General features: G+C 46.5%; 13 protein-coding genes. 11 read left to right on the top strand and 2 right to left on the bottom strand.

Annotation, left to right across the window (positions count from 1 at the left end):
* The first annotated feature begins 467 nt into the window (after nt 1–467).
* From NSQ19_RS12740 to yidA, 7 genes are all read left to right on the top strand, one after another.
* Entirely contained in the window at nt 468–1,883 is a 1,416-nt protein-coding gene (locus NSQ19_RS12740) for an ISLre2 family transposase (protein WP_042512392.1), read from the top strand.
* Between the two features lie 561 nt (nt 1,884–2,444).
* Nucleotides 2,445–3,512 carry a 23S rRNA (adenine(2503)-C(2))-methyltransferase RlmN gene (rlmN, locus tag NSQ19_RS12735; protein ID WP_340702947.1) on the top strand — a complete coding sequence of 356 codons (1,068 nt, stop codon included), beginning with the start codon at nt 2,445–2,447 and terminating at the stop codon, nt 3,510–3,512.
* A 172-nt stretch (nt 3,513–3,684) separates the two neighbouring features.
* Nucleotides 3,685–5,202: a sugar porter family MFS transporter gene (locus tag NSQ19_RS12730; protein ID WP_340702946.1), complete on the top strand. Its 1,518-nt coding sequence runs from the start codon at nt 3,685–3,687 to the stop codon at nt 5,200–5,202.
* Nucleotides 5,203–5,380: 178 nt separating this feature from the next.
* Nucleotides 5,381–5,863, top strand: coding sequence for a PTS glucose transporter subunit IIA (locus NSQ19_RS12725; protein ID WP_013860418.1), 483 nt, complete (start codon nt 5,381–5,383; stop codon nt 5,861–5,863).
* 165 nt (nt 5,864–6,028) lie between these two features.
* Nucleotides 6,029–6,346, top strand: coding sequence for a nitrous oxide-stimulated promoter family protein (locus tag NSQ19_RS12720; protein ID WP_013860417.1), 318 nt, complete (start codon nt 6,029–6,031; stop codon nt 6,344–6,346).
* A gap of 141 nt (nt 6,347–6,487) precedes the next feature.
* Entirely contained in the window at nt 6,488–7,903 is a 1,416-nt protein-coding gene (locus NSQ19_RS12715; protein WP_265115626.1) for an ISLre2 family transposase, read from the top strand.
* 384 nt (nt 7,904–8,287) lie between these two features.
* On the top strand, nt 8,288–9,097 hold the full coding sequence (gene yidA / locus NSQ19_RS12710) for a sugar-phosphatase (protein ID WP_017554285.1): 810 nt from the start codon (nt 8,288–8,290) through the stop codon (nt 9,095–9,097).
* A 39-nt stretch (nt 9,098–9,136) separates the two neighbouring features.
* Here the strand turns inward: yidA and NSQ19_RS12705 are convergent, their stop codons facing one another.
* Nucleotides 9,137–9,361 (bottom strand): hypothetical protein, encoded by a 225-nt coding sequence (locus NSQ19_RS12705; protein ID WP_340702945.1) that lies wholly within the window; start codon nt 9,359–9,361, stop codon nt 9,137–9,139.
* 213 nt (nt 9,362–9,574) lie between these two features.
* Between NSQ19_RS12705 and NSQ19_RS12700 the strand changes: the two genes are divergently transcribed.
* Entirely contained in the window at nt 9,575–10,108 is a 534-nt protein-coding gene (locus NSQ19_RS12700; RefSeq protein WP_133536463.1) for a hemerythrin domain-containing protein, read from the top strand.
* Nucleotides 10,109–10,155: 47 nt separating this feature from the next.
* Here the strand turns inward: NSQ19_RS12700 and NSQ19_RS12695 are convergent, their stop codons facing one another.
* Nucleotides 10,156–11,259 (bottom strand): glycerol dehydrogenase, encoded by a 1,104-nt coding sequence (locus NSQ19_RS12695; RefSeq protein WP_328193930.1) that lies wholly within the window; start codon nt 11,257–11,259, stop codon nt 10,156–10,158.
* 264 nt (nt 11,260–11,523) lie between these two features.
* On the opposite strand from NSQ19_RS12695, the gene NSQ19_RS12690 reads away from it, so the two are divergent.
* From NSQ19_RS12690 to ltrA, 3 genes are all read left to right on the top strand, one after another.
* A complete protein-coding gene (locus tag NSQ19_RS12690; protein WP_237348532.1) occupies nt 11,524–12,282 on the top strand; it encodes a DeoR/GlpR family DNA-binding transcription regulator in 759 nt (252 codons plus the stop codon).
* Nucleotides 12,283–12,410: 128 nt separating this feature from the next.
* A complete protein-coding gene (locus NSQ19_RS12685) occupies nt 12,411–14,309 on the top strand; it encodes a PTS fructose transporter subunit IIABC (RefSeq protein WP_340702944.1) in 1,899 nt (632 codons plus the stop codon).
* Between the two features lie 481 nt (nt 14,310–14,790).
* A complete protein-coding gene (gene ltrA, locus NSQ19_RS12680; RefSeq protein WP_340702943.1) occupies nt 14,791–16,200 on the top strand; it encodes a group II intron reverse transcriptase/maturase in 1,410 nt (469 codons plus the stop codon).
* Nucleotides 16,201–16,268: the final 68 nt, after the last annotated feature.

Genomic DNA, 16,268 nt, shown 5'->3' with positions numbered 1-16,268 from the left:
CTCGTTTGTCTGGATGCGTGGGGATTTTTGCCCGCTCGATAGGCCGGGCGTTTCCATGCAAGTTTTTCTCGCCATGCGGCTTCTTGGTGAGAATAGCCGGAAAACGGGCGAAACCGAAACACTTTGCATGCTGCTAACAATATAGCGGGCTGCCCCTTTTTCATACATTAGCGCTTTCAAATTTTTAAAAGCACCCTAAAAAAGCTATTCTCTTTCCGGTTCGTGCCCGATTGTGATTAAGCGCGTCTCCACGTTGATGTCCAAGTTCACATCGTATCCGCAGTTTGACACCTGAACGGATGCATCACGAACAGAGAAAGCAACCACCGTATCCAGTTCGCCATCCAGCACGGCAAAGGCGTATGTGTAAAATTTTACTCGAAGGGGCAAATGAGTGGAAAAAAATGGGAAGACACTCTATCATCTAAATGTACACCTTGAATGAACATCTAGAGAGAGGTCTTCCCATGGATATTATATCAATAATTGCTGGATTATTAAAGAATACAAAGAGTCTTATGGAGTTTGAAGAACAGGTTAAAATTCTGATGCAGAAGGTTTTTACACAATGGGTTGGGGATGTATTTGAGGAGTTAGATAAAACAATAAAACAGAAGAAGTTGGAGGAAGGCTGGGAGTACTGCCGGAGTGATAACAGAAGCGTTCAGTTTCTATTTGGAAGTGTGACTTTTAAACGATCATTAATGCGTGATAAGAGAGGGAACTCACATTATCCTTTGGATGAATGCTTGGGGCTGTTACCCCACCAGAGATATAGCCCGTTAGTGGAATTAAAGGTGGCAGAGTTGGCAAGTGAGAACACCTATCGGGAGGCGGCGAATATTTTAAAAGAATGGACAGCCGTGAGTCTTAGTCATACAACTGTAGGGGAAATGGTGAAACGCGTAGGGAAAACGCAGGCGGAAGCCGACAAGGCCCTTGTAGAAGAGATGGAAATAGCTGCTTCACTGCCTGATGGGAAGAAGGTAGACTACCTGTTTTCCGAAGCAGATGGCGTATTCATCCGGGGACTGGAAAAGAAACAGGGTATGGAAGTCCACCATGCCATTCTCTATGAAGGTTGGGAAACCAATGGAAAAAGGGTCTCCCTGCGTCAGCCCACAGTCATCATGACGACGGAAGACATTCAGACATTTTGGGATGAAGTCCAAGCCACAGCTGCCAACACCTATTCCCTCGAAAAAGCGCATGTCATTACAAACAGTGATGGAGGTGCTGGGTACACAGCTGAACGGTTTCAAACAGCATTCTCACAGTCGGAATTCCCGGTGCTCAACCAGCTGGATACCTACCACGTTGCACAAGCCATTGTAAGGACATTTGGGGGCGGAAAGAGCGAGATCAAGGAGCAGATTAGAAAAGCGATTAGAAAGCATGACCTAGACCAATTCACGTTATATTTGGATACGCACGAAAGCACCTTGACGGATAAAAAGGCCCTCAAGAAAATCAAGGAATTCCGTTCGTATATCTTGAAAAACTGGGACCGCATTTTTGACTGGAGAGACAGGGTGAAAAACGTGCCGGAAGGTGCGAGAGGCCTGGGAGCGATGGAATCGAATCAAAGGCATATCTCCTTCAGGATGAAAAAAAGGGGCATGCATTGGAGTGAACTTGGCGCAGAAGCCATGGTGAAAATCAAACAAGGCATACTCAATGGGACATTGAGAGAAGCCTATCTGAAACACCGTTCAAGAAGCGAGAGAAAGCAACGGAACTTGAAACAATCCATCAGGATGTCTCAACTACTCAAGCAGCCTGTACGCCCGTCAGTGGGCGTAAAGCACGGATCAGTTGCCCTGCATTCAAGCAGTTCATCGGCAATGGGACATTTAAGCAAAATATTAGAGCTTTCGTTTTAAGCTTGGCTCAGTGGGGACTGATCGTTGAGGCGCGCGAAATTTACGAGACTCCTGCGGGAAAAGCGAGCCAGGAGAGACCCCGCAGCGAGGTACGAGCGAGGAGGCTCGCCGGCCGCCCGCGGAAAGCGAGTGAATTTCGCGCGCCTCAACATCCCCGTTGTCCATCTTTATACGGAAATATCACATCTTTTCCGAAAATTACACCGAGCAAGTGAAGCACGGTAGCCGAAAGTGTACAAAAAGAGTGTCTTGGAATACCCGATATTTAAACCTTGTCGAGAAAAACTTGACACATACGCAAAGGCATACTGGTCTTCCTGATTTGTGTACAAATGGTATGATTCGTGAATGACAACGGTCCATCGGTATGGCAGGAATAATGTTTTTGTGCCCATGTCTGTCTCTCCCTGAAAAAATGTAGTTATCTAAACTATATTCGTTCCCTGCCGCCAGAATTCCTGCTTTCGCTGCGGCCCATTTTGCAACATCTGCCTGTGGAAATCGGCGGCAAATTCGATTACAATAGGAATTATGCGAAAAACGCCAGAAAAGAGGGGTAGAATGGAAAAGAAATCCATTTTTGGATTGACGATAGATCAATTGACCGGCTGGATGCTTGAACACGGACAGAAAAAATTCCGCGCCCAACAAGTGTGGGAATGGTTGTACCAAAAAAGGGTGAAAAGCTTTGCAGAGATGACGAATGTCAATAAAGACTGCCTTGCGTTGCTTGAGGAACATTTCCATATTCACACGTTAAAACAAGTGGTGAAACAGGAATCAAAGGACGGCACGGTAAAATTTTTGTTCCAGCTTAAGGACGGCAATTTAATTGAAACGGTTTTGATGCGCCAACATTATGGTTTGTCGGTTTGCGTGACGACCCAGGTCGGCTGCAATATCGGCTGCTCGTTCTGCGCAAGCGGCCTGCTCCGCAAAAACCGCGACCTGGACAGCGGGGAAATTGTAGAACAGATTATGTATGTCCAGAAACATTTTGATGAAGCCGGAAAGGGCGAGCGGGTCAGCCATGTGGTCGTCATGGGGATTGGCGAACCGTTCGATAACTTTGAGAATGTGGTGAACTTCCTTAAAATTATCAATGCGCCAAAGGGACTGGCGATCGGCGCGCGCCATATCACCGTTTCCACAAGCGGCCTTGCACCGAAAATTTATGCGTTCGCAGACCTTGACCTGCAGGTGAATTTGGCCATTTCCCTGCATGCGCCGAATAATGAACTCCGGTCGCGCATCATGAAAATCAACCGTGCATACCCGCTTGAAAAGCTGATGCCTGCGATCGATTATTATTTAGAAAAAACAAATCGCAGAATCACGTTCGAATATATTTTGCTGAAAGATGTCAATGACCATAAGGAAGAAGCGCTGCAGCTTGCAAAACTGCTGCAGGACAAGCGCCATCTTGCCTATGTCAATCTCATTCCTTACAATCCTGTTAACGAGCACGGTTATCAAAGAAGCGAAAAAGAATCGATTATGACATTTTACGATACGCTCAAAAAAAATGGCATCAACTGCGTTGTGCGCCAGGAACACGGCACGGATATCGATGCGGCATGCGGCCAGCTCCGCAGCAAACAGATCAAAAAAGCGAACAGAACGGCATAATAGAGCCCGCCCCGTATTTTGGATTTTATCCAAAGCGGGGCGGGCTTTTTACATTTAAAAAAACGAACAAACAGGGTAGGTATAGGGTACAGCAATTATATGCTGAAAAAATATTTTAACAACATACGAAGAATACATGATAGGAAAGGAATGAGCGTAATGAGAGGAAAAGATGAGGGAGACGGGGGGCAGGCGTGTTTCAGTCCGTCCCGAGGAAGCGGGAACAAGGAAAGAATCATTTTCTAAAAAAACTTTTCTGCGTTTGATTACAATCGTATCAACATTTGGCGGTTTACTATATGGCTATGATACAGGCGTTGTCAATGGGGCGCTGCCATTCATGTCAAGGGACGACCAGCTTGGTTTAACGCCGTTTACGCAAGGGCTTGTCACAAGCACCTTGCTTTTAGGGGCAGCATTCGGTGCCGTGTTCGGGGGGAGGCTTTCTGACCGGAAAGGGCGCCGGAAAACGATCTTAAGCGTCGCTTTTATTTTCGTCATCGCCACGCTTGGCTGTTCGATGGCGCCGAATGTGGCCGCCATGGTTACCTTCCGGATGATCTTGGGCCTTGCAGTTGGCGCGACAGCTGTCACAGTCCCGGCTTTTTTGGCAGAATTGTCGCCTGCCGAACACCGCGGGCGGATCGTTACACAAAATCAACTGATGATTGTCTCCGGCCAACTATTTGCCTATACGTTTAACGCGATACTGGCCAATACGTTCGGGGAAGCCGGAAACATTTGGAGATATATGTTGGCAATCGCAACATTGCCGGCTGTCATTTTATGGCTCGGGATGCTGATTGTGCCGGAAAGCCCGCGCTGGCTCGCCGCAAAAGGCAAATTTGGGAAAGCCCTCGATGTGTTGCGGAGAATACGCGAAGAAAAACGGGCACAAATGGAATGGAATGAGATTCGCCAGACAGTCGAAAAAGATGCCAAAATGAAAAAGGCAACCTTGAAAGATTTAAAACTTCCATTTGTCCGCCGCATCATTGTCATCGGTGTCGGCATCGCGATGATCCAGCAGCTGACCGGCGTGAACTCCATTATGTATTATGGGACGGAAATTTTAAAGAAATCCGGATTTTCGACAGGCGCAGCACTGATCGGAAATATTGCCAACGGTTTGATTTCCGTTCTCGCCACCCTTACAGGCATTGCACTTTTGGACAGGGCCGGCAGAAGAAAAATGCTGATTACCGGGCTTGCAGGGACAAGCACTGCGCTCCTTTTGATCGGGATTTTTTCGATCACGTTAAAAAACAGTGCGGCATTGCCATTTCTCGTTTTGGGCTTGACCGTCATGTTTCTCGCTTTCCAGCAGGGCGGCGTATCTCCTGTGACATGGCTCATGCAGTCGGAAATTTATCCGATCCATTTACGGGGGCTTGCGATGGGGATCTCGGTTTTCTGCCTGTTTATAACGAATTTCCTTGTCGGCCTGTTGTTCCCGGTATTGTTCCATGCAATCGGACTGTCGGCAACATTCTTCATTTTTACCGGGCTTGGCATCTTCTCCATCCTGTTTGTAAAAAAATTCGTCCCGGAAACGAAGGGGCGGTCGCTTGAAGAAATTGAGCAAAGCTTCCATGCGCGGAAGGAGCGTTACTTTGCGCGCAGAAAAAAATCAACATTCAACCGGAACAACCAGCCGCAGCACTTGCATCACAGCGGCATGGACCGGTAAAAATTTTTCGAAAAGGGTCCGGCGCGGGCCCTTTTCGTTTGTCCATACATATAATAGAATAAGAAGTTTTTCCAAAAAGATGTGAAGTTTCCTGACGCCAAACAAGACAGTATTTCAAAATAGGTGTATAATAGAAGTGAAAAATACAGATTTTACTGACTAAAGGAGGTGTTGTGAGATGTTCAACTGGCTGAAAAGAAAAAATTCAAAAGTGGTTACACTTGTTTCCCCGATAGCCGGCAATATGATTCCGTGCAAAGATACGGGCAAGCCGGGTAAGGGCATTGCCATCCAACCGCTTGAAGGAAGGGTGCATTCGCCCGCAGCAGGAAGAATTACGCACATTTCTCCGGAAAACAACGCCATCAGTATATTGACAGACCAGGGGCTTGAAATTACAATCCGCCTCAATACAGAAGAAGCCGCTATGGAAAGCGAAGAATTTGTGATCATGGTCAAAGAAGGCGATCACATTACCGCCGGAACTCCGCTCATGGAATTTTCCTTTCAATTGACAGATGCCAAAACAGAAAATCTTTACTCCTCTGTCTCCGTTGCCAATATGGATCAAGTCGAAAGCATGGAAGTCCCGCCGGCCCAGACAATCGGCCTCGATGACTGGGTAATGCGGGTAAAAATGAAATCAGGGAACCGGGAATAATCTTTTTTAAAGAAGGTGGCTCCCATTTTTTACCGTTTGTTAAAAGGGACATAGAAATGTCGTAAGGGCTTTTGTTCTTTACGGCATTTTTGTGTGCATTGTAGAAAAATCGTTAAAATTGCTTTTCTGTGGCTGTGGTATGGTGAAAACAGGAGGTCGATCGCCATGCCAAAAAGGGAATTAAACAACGGGCCGGTCATCCAAAAAGAAAAGGAAACCGTGTCACAAATGATTGCCATTTACTGCCGGAAAAAACACCACCGCAAGACGCTTTGCGAAGAATGCCTCGATTTACAAAACTATTGCTTAAAAAGGCTTTCCTATTGCCGGTTTGGCGAGGAAAAAAGCGCGTGTTCCAACTGCAAGGTCCATTGCTACCGGAAAGATTACCGTGAAAAAATCAGGGCGGTCATGCGTTTTTCCGGCCCGTGGATGCTTTTGTACCATCCCGTTTTTTCCATCCGGCATTTATTAAAAAAATAAGTTTGGGCGATGCATGATTTGTAAATGATTTTGTATGTGTAAAATTTTACTCGAAGGGCAGATGAGTGGAAAAAAATGGGAAGACGCTCTATCATTTAAATGTACGCTTGTGGGCGAATACATTTAGAAAGAGGTCTTCCTATGGATATTATATCAATAATTGCTAGATTATTAAAGGATACAAAAAGTCTTATTGAATTTGAAGAACAAGTTAAAATTCTGATCCAGAATGCCTTTACGCAATGGGTTGGGGAAATATTTGAGACGTTAGATAAAACAATTAAGCAAAAAAAGCTGGAGGATGGCTGGGAGTACTGCCGGAGTGATAACAGAAGCATTCAGTTTTTATTTGGAAATGTGACCTTTAAACGTTCACTAATGCATGACCAGAAAGGGAATTCACATTATCCTCTGGATGAATGGTTAGGGCTTTTACCATACCAACGATACAGCCCGTTAGTGGAGTTAAAGGTGGCAGAGTTGGCAAGTGAGAACACCTATCGGGAGGTAGCTGATATTTTAAAAGAATGGACAGCAGTGAGCCTTAGTCACACAACTGTAGGGAACATGGTGAAACACGTAGGGAAAACGCAAGCTGAAGCCGACAAGGCACTTGTAGAAGAGCTAGAAATAGCTGATTCACTACCTGAGGGAAAGAAGGTAGATTACCTGTTTTCCGAAGCTGATGGTATATTCGTCCGGGGACTAGAAAAGAAACAGGGTTTGGAAGTCCACCACGCCATTCTCTATGAAGGATGGGAAACCAATGGCAAAAGAGTCTCTCTACACCATCCCGTTGTTATCATGACGACGAAATCCATCCAGACATTTTGGGATGAAGTCCAAGCTGTAGCAGCCAACACCTATTCCCTAGAAAAAGCTCGTGTCATTACAAATAGTGATGGAGGTGCGGGGTACACAGCTGAACGGTTTCAAACAGCATTCTCACAGTCGGAATTTCCGGTGCTCAACCAGCTGGATACCTACCACGTTGCACAAGCCATCGTAAGGACATTCGGGGGCGGAAAGAGCGAGATCAAAGAGCAAATTAGAAAAGCGATTAGAACGCATGACCTAGACCAATTCACATTGTATTTGGATACGCATGAAAGCACATTGACGGATGAAAAGAGCCTTAAGAAAGTCAAGGAGTTTCGTTCGTACATCCTAAAAAACTGGGACCGCATTTTTGACTGGAGGGACAAGGTAGAGAACGTACCGGAAGGTGCGAGAGGCCTGGGGGCAATGGAATCAAATCAAAGGCATATCTCATTCAGAATGAAGAAAAGGGGGATGCATTGGAGTAAAGCTGGCGCCGAAGCCATGGTAAAGGTGAAACAGGGCATGCTTAACGGGACATTGCAGGAAACCTATCTGAAACACCGTTCAAGAAGCGCGAGAAAGCAACGGAGCTTGCAACAATCCATCAGGATGTCTCAACTATTCAAGCAGCCTGTACGCCCGTCAGTGGGCGTAAAGCACGGATCAGTTGCCCTGCATTCAAGCAGTTCATCGGCAATGGGACATTTAAGCAAAATATTAGAGCTTTCGTTTTAAGCTTGGCTCAGTGGGGACTGATCGTTGAGGCGCGCGAAATTTACGAGACTCCTGCGGGAAAAGCGAGCCAGGAGAGACCCCGCAGCGAGGTACGAGCGAGGAGGCTCGCCGGCCGCCCGCGGAAAGCGAGTGAATTTCGCGCGCCTCAACATCCCCGTTATCCATCTTTATACGGAAATATTACATCTTTTCCGAAAATTACACCGAGCAAGTAAAGCACGGTAGCCGAAAGTGTACAAAAAGAGTGTCTTGGAATACCCGATATTTAAACCTTGTCGAGAAAAACTTGACACATACAATGATTTTACATAAATGGATTTTACCGGCTGAGTGTATTATGATAAAATCATATGAAATTTTCTCATCACCAAGGAGCAGAAAAATATGTATAAATTGATTGCCATTGATATGGACGGAACGCTTTTAAACGACCAGCATGAAGTCACTCCGGAAGTCCGGGAAGCTTTACATAAAGCGAAAAAGAAAGGCGTCAAAATCGTGCTGTGCACGGGGCGGCCGATCGGGGGCGTCCGCCGCTTTCTTGAAGATTTATTGCTGAATGAAGAAGATGATTATGTCATTGCCTATAACGGCGCGCTCGTGCAAAATACGCATACGAACGGGGTTGTCGCGGAACGGTCGATTGGTTACGGCGATTTGGTGCGGCTGTACGGGCTCAGCCTCGAACTGAAAACGCCGATGCATTTTTTTGACCCGGAACATTTGTATACGCCGAACCGGGATCTCAGTCCTTATACGGTTGTGGAATCTTATTTGACGCAGATGCCGGTGCATTACCGGACGTTGGAAGAGCTGCCGCGGGATATGGTGATTCCGAAAGTGATGTTTATTGACGAGCCGGAGAAGCTGAGCCGGACGATTGAAGCGATTCCGGACTGGGTGCAGGAGAAGTACACGATGGTCAGAAGCATGCCGTTTTATTATGAAATATTGCATAAAGATGCGAGCAAAGGCAATGCTGTGAAACTCCTTGCCAGCCATCTCGGCATCCGCCGCGAGGAAGTGGTTTGTATCGGCGATAATGAAAATGACCTGACCATGATTGAATACGCCGGCTGCGGGGTGGCGATGGGCAATGCCGTCCCGAAAGTAAAGGCGATTGCCGATTTCGAAACGCGCACGAACAACGAACACGGCGTCGCCTATGCAATTGAGAAACTGGTGTTGTCGTAAAAAGAAGGGTGCCCGCCGGCAGAAGGCAGGCACCCTTCTTTAAAATGGATTCGGGCCGGGCTCTTCCAGTGCCTCAGCGAGTTCGCCGCAATCCGGGCAACAAATATAGATATCATACAAATGATACCCGACATAGCCGTGCGTCAACTCCTGCATATCCCAAATCGTTTCCCATTCCATATCAAAAGTCTTGTTGCAACGTTTACAGTAAAACATCACGCTTCCAAAATCTTCCTGTCCCTTTTCCTGCTTCTTTTTCTTCAATTGGATTAGCCCCATTCTAAAATAGTTTTAACGGTTCGGCTTTTGGCTTTTCGTGATGCATCTTACAGGCAGGCTGTCTTTTTTAAAACAGTTTGGGCCGCCCTGAACGGATTCTGGCAAATAAGACAAATTTGCAAACTATGATCTGCATCACGCCATTTTTACGCCATCTTGTTTAAAATAAAGGAAATGGCAAAGAAAGAGGGAATTAACATGGAAATGCCACATTGTGCCATGATTAGCGGCGGGGCTGATGTTGCATTGTGCGCAGGCCTCAACCAGTTGAAAAATGAGCATGGGCACTTGAATGAAGTAAAACGCGCATTGTATGAAACGGCAGAGCAGATGATAAACGGTGAACTCGAAAATAAACGAGAAGCCCTTGGTGCGCTGCGGAAAGGGACTGAATCCTTTTCCGCACAGCTGAAACATCATGCCGAACGGGAAGAAAATGTGCTGTTTACCATGATGGCCCGCTACATTGGACGCGAAAACGGGCCGATCGCCGTGATGGAATACGAGCATGATGAAGCAGAAAAATATATTGAGATTTTCTTGAATGGCACAAAAATCATGGATGAAGGCCAGGCCGAAATGCTTGCTTCCTATATCGTTCAAATGTATGAGCTGCTCACAAGCCATTTTTTCAAAGAAGAAAACGTCCTGTTTCCAATGGCAGAAAACCTGTTATCAGCAGCTGAAAAAGACGAGCTGGAAGAAAAAATCTGTACAACTGGATTACAGTGAAATTCCAAAAAAGGGCTGTCCCGGAACCGGGAGCAGCCTTTTTGCCATCATGCCCATTTTTCCTTATAATACCGCCCTACGGAATCAGCAGTGACGATTGCTGCATACACAAGGTCAGGGGTGACTTCAAACGGCATGTTATAAATCGTCTCGCCTTCCGCGCAGGAAAGTTCAGCCACTTTCCGGAGCTTTTCCTCATTGAGTTCTTTCACGCCCAAGTCCCCGAGCGTGACGGGAAGTCCGACACTCAGGCAGAAGGAGACCACCTCTTCAATTTCCGCTGTCGGCGCATCTTCTAAAATCAGCTGGGCGAGGGTACCGAATGCCACTTTTTCGCCGTGGTACATGCTATGGGTTTCTTCAAGCACGGTAAGCCCGTTATGGATCGCATGTGCCGCAGCAAGGCCGCCGCTTTCAAAGCCGATCCCACTCAAATACGTATTCGCTTCAATGATTTTTTCCACTGCTTCCGTAACAAGATGTTTTTCTGCTGCCAGTTTCGCTTTTAACCCTTCCAAAATTTGCGTGTCATAACAAAGTTTTGCAAGCGTAATCGCCGCTTCCGTAACATGTCCGCCGGCCATCGTCGTTTTATTTGCCCGCTTAGTGGCACGCGCTTCAAAATACGTCGCAAGCGCATCCCCCATGCCGGAAACGAGCAGGCGGGCAGGGGCAGAGGCAATCACTTTCGTATCCATGATGACAAACGTCGGGTTCAGCGGCAGCATCAAGTATTCTTCAAACTCGCCGTTCTCTTTGTAGATGACAGACAGGGCGCTTGTCGGGGCATCGGTGGAAGCGATGGTCGGCGCGACAATCACCGGGATGTTGTTGTAATACCCGACTGCTTTTGCGGTATCCAATGTTTTTCCACCGCCGATTCCGACCATGACATCAGCTTTCTGGGATTTGCAGGCATCACAAAGCCGTTCGATTTCTGGTTTAGAACACTCGCCGCCGAATAATGCCATTTGATACCCCGTTTCTTTGCCGGCATAGCTTTCTTCAACCGTTTTGCCGACAAGGCCGGTGACAAATTCATCCGCAATAATAAACGCTTTTTTGCCAAGCCTTTCCGTATACGCCGAAAGCCTGGACAATTCATCGGGGCCCTGTATAAACTTGCTTGGAGAGGTAATGATTTTCGTCATAAAAATGCCTCCTCTTTTTGTGAAAAGTATAACAAACACAACTCCATTATAACTTATTTTTGCAAAAAAAGAAAACCTTTTCATCGCATCATCCATACTTTTTCAAAAACGTTCAATTTTCGGGGGAGAATAAGTAAAATGGGGCTGTCACGACAAAATGTGACAGAAATATGATTTGTTTTGAAGAAAAATGATATTTTTTGATTGAAAACGGTTGATTATGATTAAGTATGTGATAAAATAACATCAGACGGAGGAATGAAGATGTTAGCAGAAGAACGCTATCAAATCATTTTGCAACATTTGCAAGAAAACCATATCGTAAAAGTGCAGGAGCTGGTTAACCTGCTTAATGCTTCAGAATCAACGGTCAGGCGCGATCTTCAGGACCTGGAAGCGATGAATCTGCTCAGGCGCATCCATGGCGGCGCATCGATTTTGCAACGCAGAAGCGAAGAACCGGATATGGATACGAAAACGCTCAAAAACGTTCAACAGAAAAGAATCATCGCTCAATTGGCAGCAAAAATGATCAGTGACAATGACTGCATTTATTTGGACGCCGGAACGACAACGCTTGAAATGATTCCTTATATAGAGGGGAATAATGTAATCGTTGTCACGAACGGGATCCCGCATGTGGAGGCGCTTGTCGAGAAAAAAATCAAATCTTACCTTCTCGGCGGGATGATGAAACGAACGACGAGGGCGGTGATCGGCAGTGTCGCCATGCAGACATTAAACAGTTTCCGGTTTGACAAAGCGTTTCTCGGCGCAAACGGCGTAGACCTTGAAATGGGCTTTACCACGCCGGACCCGGAAGAAGCATTGATCAAGCGGCGGGCAAAAGAACTTTCCGAACAGTGTTATGTGCTTGCAGACAGCAGCAAATTTCAGGAAGTGGCTTTTTGCAAGATGTTTGACATTTCGGAGGCTTCCATTATCACGGATGAATTGCCAGATTCCTTAAAATCTTCCATTTTAAGCAAAACGAAGGTGATATGTGAGCAAAGCGGAGCATAAAGAAGTTTTTCCTCCGCCATGATAAAAGCACGCAGTTGAAACAAAATAACAAATGGCTCTTCAGCACCCGGTTTGGATGCCATGATAAGAGGTATTGTTTTCTGTACTGGAAAAAGGAGTGAACTAAAATGAAAATAACCGATTTATTGGTCCAGGAGACCATGGTTATGGATATGCGGGCGACGAAAAAAGAAGAAGCGATTGACGAATTGATTGCAAGCCTGTCAAAAAGCGGCCGCATCAATGACCCGGTTCTTTTTAAAGAAATGATTTTAAAACGCGAGCAGGAGTCGAGTACAGGAATCGGCGACGGAATTGCAATGCCGCACGCAAAAACAAAAGCGGTCAATAAAGCGACAGTCGTATTCGGGCGCAGCAAAAAAGGCGTCGATTACGAGGCGCTGGACGGCCAGCCATCCTATTTATTCTTCATGATTGCAGCGCCTGAAGACGCAGCGGATACGCATTTGCAAACATTGGCGGCATTGTCGAGGCTTTTGATCGACCAGGAGTTTGTACAGCAATTGAAACAGGCTGAAACGCCGGCTGAAGTGGCAAGGCTGTTCGATGAAAAACAAGCGGAAAAAGAAGGGAAAGAAGCAGCGGAAACGGGTGCCGGCAACGGTTCGGATGACAAATTGATCGTTGCTGTTACCGCCTGTCCGACCGGGATCGCCCATACGTATATGGCGGAAGATTCTTTGAAGAAAAAAGCGGAAGAAATGGGCATTTCGATCCGGGTGGAAACAAACGGATCGGAAGGTGTCAAACACGAACTAACGAAAGATGAAATTGACCGCGCTGTCGGGGTCATTGTCGCAGCCGACAAGAAAGTTGAAATGGCGCGCTTTGACGGCAAACACGTCCTGCAAACGCCTGTCAGCGATGCCATCCGCAAGCCGGAAGACTTGATCAACCGGATACTGGAACAAAATGCGCCTGTTTACCATGCAGACAGCACGGACCGCAGCCAGGACGACGGGCCGGCGGAGAAAAAGTCGGTATGGGGAACCATTTACAAAGATTTGATGAACGGGATTTCGCACATGCTGCCATTCGTTGTCGGCGGCGGGATCTTGCTTGCGATTTCGTTCCTGATTGAAAGAACAGCCGGTGAACACAACACGATTTTCAAAATGCTGAGTGCGATTGCAGGCGGCGATACAGGGGCATTCCACTTCCTGATTGCGATTCTGGCCGGATTTATCGCATCGAGCATTGGCGACCGCCCGGCTCTCATGCCTGGTATGGTCGGCGGCTATCTTGCGTCCAGATCGAATGCCGGTTTCCTCGGCGGACTTGCAGCCGGTTTCCTTGCCGGATATATGATCGTCTTTTTGAAAAAAGTATTTGCAGGGCTGCCGCAGGCGCTGAATGGATTAAAACCGATTTTGATTTTCCCGGTTTTAGGCCTCTTGCTTACCGGCGGATTGATGTACTATATTTTTGACCCGATTTTCAAATGGATCAACACCGGTTTAATCGGTGGTTTGAATAACCTTGGCACGGGCAATGCCGTACTGCTCGGCATCGTTCTGGGCGGCATGATGGCCATCGATATGGGCGGCCCGTTCAACAAAGCGGCTTACACGTTTGCGATCGGTGTATTTACGTCGAGCGGCAACACGAACGGCATGATGATGGCTGCCGTAATGGCCGGCGGGATGGTACCGCCGCTTGCGATTGCGCTTGCCACCACGTTCTTCAAAAATAAATTTACGAATCAGGAAAAAGAAGCAGGCATTACAAACTATGTGCTCGGGCTGTCCTTTATTACGGAAGGGGCAATCCCGTTTGCAGCATCCGATCCGCTCCGTGTCATTGGTTCAAGCATTGTTGGTTCGGCGATAGCCGGTGGGCTGACACAATTCTGGCACATTAACATACCGGCTCCGCACGGCGGGATTTTCGTTGTATTCCTTGCCAACCATGCGGTCTTGTTCCTTGTCTCCATTATCATTGGCGCAATTGTTTCCGGCCTGATTCTCGGGTTATGGAAACGGCCTGTTGCACAGAAAAACGGATAATGCAGCGAACAAAGCTTTTTGTATAAAGCAAATAAGGTAACAAAAAAAAGACCGGCCAGGCATGCCGGTCTTTTTTCAGTGCGCCGTGCATGGCGATTCGCTAGGCGGTGTAAGTCCGCTATGGGGGTAGGTAGCGACCAACCATTAGCCAAGAGCAAGGGTGTCCATCGTGAGATGGAATCTGAAGGAAGCTGGAGGCAAAATTCTGACCCGAGGAACACGAACATCATTAGGCGTACTCTCACAGGGTAAGGCTGCTGAACAAGTCAAAGCCCAAAAGCTATCCGGATGTGGAAACGTAAATGGTGCGGGTACATGGAATGAAAGTGAATCACCTTACCACGGGAGGTCTCACGGACAGGTGGAAACAGAGTATGAAACCTGGTTGAAACAAGATTTGCCGTGAGAAGTCAGCAGAAGCCATAGTACGGAGATGCCTGGGGCATCGAAGGAAGGGCTGAACTAAAGGAAGTGGAAGTCAATGAAAGTTACCGAAGAAACGAACAAATGCAGAAAACAGGAAGAAACCTGCTGTCAAAAAGATACTGCGGAACAGGAAGGATATGACAGAGGGCATAGTTTCAAGAGGATAACCGAAAACAACACCACTAACACCAACAGACAGAACGAATGGATGCTTGAACGAATCCTTTCAAGTAATAACCTGCACCGTGCCTATAAAAAGGTAAAGAAAAACAAAGGTGCGGGCGGTGTCGATGGAATGAAAACAGGTGAACTTTTGGCATACCTAACTGAACACCAGAGGGAACTCGTCCTCTCCATTCGAAATGGGACATACAAGCCCCAACCCGTTAGAAGGGTAGAAATACCAAAAGACAACGGAAAAACAAGGAAACTTGGAATACCAACGGTAGTGGACCGAGTCATCCAACAAGCCATTTCGCAGGTCCTAGTCCCTATATATGAAAGAAAGTTTTCAGACAATAGCTATGGTTTCCGACCACATAGAAGTACACATCAGGCACTTCTCAAGTGCCAAAGGAATGTAAATGAAGGATACCAGTATGTAGTAGATCTGGACTTAGAACAGTACTTTGACACGGTAAACCATAGTAAGCTTATCCAGATATTGAGTGAAACAATTCACGACGGACGTGTAATCTCCTTAATCCATAAATTCCTAAATGCAGGTGTTATGATCAAAGGGGTAAGGACAACAAATGATTTCGGTGTTCCACAAGGAGGACCACTAAGTCCGCTTCTTGCCAATGTAATGTTAAACGAATTGGATAAAGAAATGGAAGCAAGAAATCACCGATTTGTCCGTTACGCTGATGATGTGATCATATTCTGCAAAAGCCGAAGAAGCTGTGAAAGAACATACCATAACATTCTCCCATTCATTGAGAAGAAATTGCGACTCAAAGTGAACCGAGAGAAGACGATGATCACACATATCAGAAACATCAAATTCTTAAGTTATGGATTCTACCTTTATGAAGGAAAATGCAAATTCCGGGTACACCCGAAGGGTGTTCAAAAATTAAAGGAGAAAATTCGCGCAATCACAGGAAGGAGCAACGGATTAAGCGTAGAGGAAAGAAAGAAAAGGCTAAATGACACTGTCCGAGGATGGGTAAATTACTACAAGCTAGCGGATATGAAAAGTCTGGTAACCAGACTGGACCAATGGACACGAAGAAGAATGCGAATGGTAACTTGGAAAAGATGGAAGAGAGTACGCACAAGATTTTATTGGCTCAAGAAATTAGGGATCAATAAAAGAAAGGCGTGGGAATGGGCTAACACAAGAAAAGGCTACTGGAGAATCTCCGGCAGCCATATCTTAGCCAGAACCCTTACAAACGAACTCTTTCGAAGAGCAAGGTATATAAGTTTTCTGGATTATTATCTGTCTGTACGGTCGTAAACTTTAGAACCGCCGTGTACGGAACCGTACGCACGGTGGTGTGAGAGGTCGGCTAATCAAATAATGAT

The organism is Weizmannia sp. FSL W8-1119, assembly GCF_038008605.1.
GTDB lineage: Bacteria > Bacillota > Bacilli > Bacillales > Bacillaceae_C > Weizmannia > Weizmannia coagulans.
The sequence above is the reverse complement of the archived record's forward strand: the minus strand, read 5'-3'. Positions and strand labels throughout refer to the sequence as shown.

Excerpts from the sequence above, each read along its gene's own strand:
- NSQ19_RS12740 (WP_042512392.1), top strand. The coding sequence starts at position 468 with ATGGATATTATATCAATAATTGCTGGATTATTAAAGAATACAAAGAGT.
- rlmN (WP_340702947.1), top strand. The coding sequence starts at position 2,445 with ATGGAAAAGAAATCCATTTTTGGATTGACGATAGATCAATTGACCGGC.
- NSQ19_RS12730 (WP_340702946.1), top strand. The coding sequence starts at position 3,685 with ATGAGGGAGACGGGGGGCAGGCGTGTTTCAGTCCGTCCCGAGGAAGCG.
- NSQ19_RS12725 (WP_013860418.1), top strand. The coding sequence starts at position 5,381 with ATGTTCAACTGGCTGAAAAGAAAAAATTCAAAAGTGGTTACACTTGTT.
- NSQ19_RS12720 (WP_013860417.1), top strand. The coding sequence starts at position 6,029 with ATGCCAAAAAGGGAATTAAACAACGGGCCGGTCATCCAAAAAGAAAAG.
- NSQ19_RS12715 (WP_265115626.1), top strand. The coding sequence starts at position 6,488 with ATGGATATTATATCAATAATTGCTAGATTATTAAAGGATACAAAAAGT.
- yidA (WP_017554285.1), top strand. The coding sequence starts at position 8,288 with ATGTATAAATTGATTGCCATTGATATGGACGGAACGCTTTTAAACGAC.
- NSQ19_RS12700 (WP_133536463.1), top strand. The coding sequence starts at position 9,575 with ATGGAAATGCCACATTGTGCCATGATTAGCGGCGGGGCTGATGTTGCA.
- NSQ19_RS12695 (WP_328193930.1), bottom strand. The coding sequence starts at position 11,259 with ATGACGAAAATCATTACCTCTCCAAGCAAGTTTATACAGGGCCCCGAT.
- NSQ19_RS12690 (WP_237348532.1), top strand. The coding sequence starts at position 11,524 with ATGTTAGCAGAAGAACGCTATCAAATCATTTTGCAACATTTGCAAGAA.
- NSQ19_RS12685 (WP_340702944.1), top strand. The coding sequence starts at position 12,411 with ATGAAAATAACCGATTTATTGGTCCAGGAGACCATGGTTATGGATATG.
- ltrA (WP_340702943.1), top strand. The coding sequence starts at position 14,791 with ATGAAAGTTACCGAAGAAACGAACAAATGCAGAAAACAGGAAGAAACC.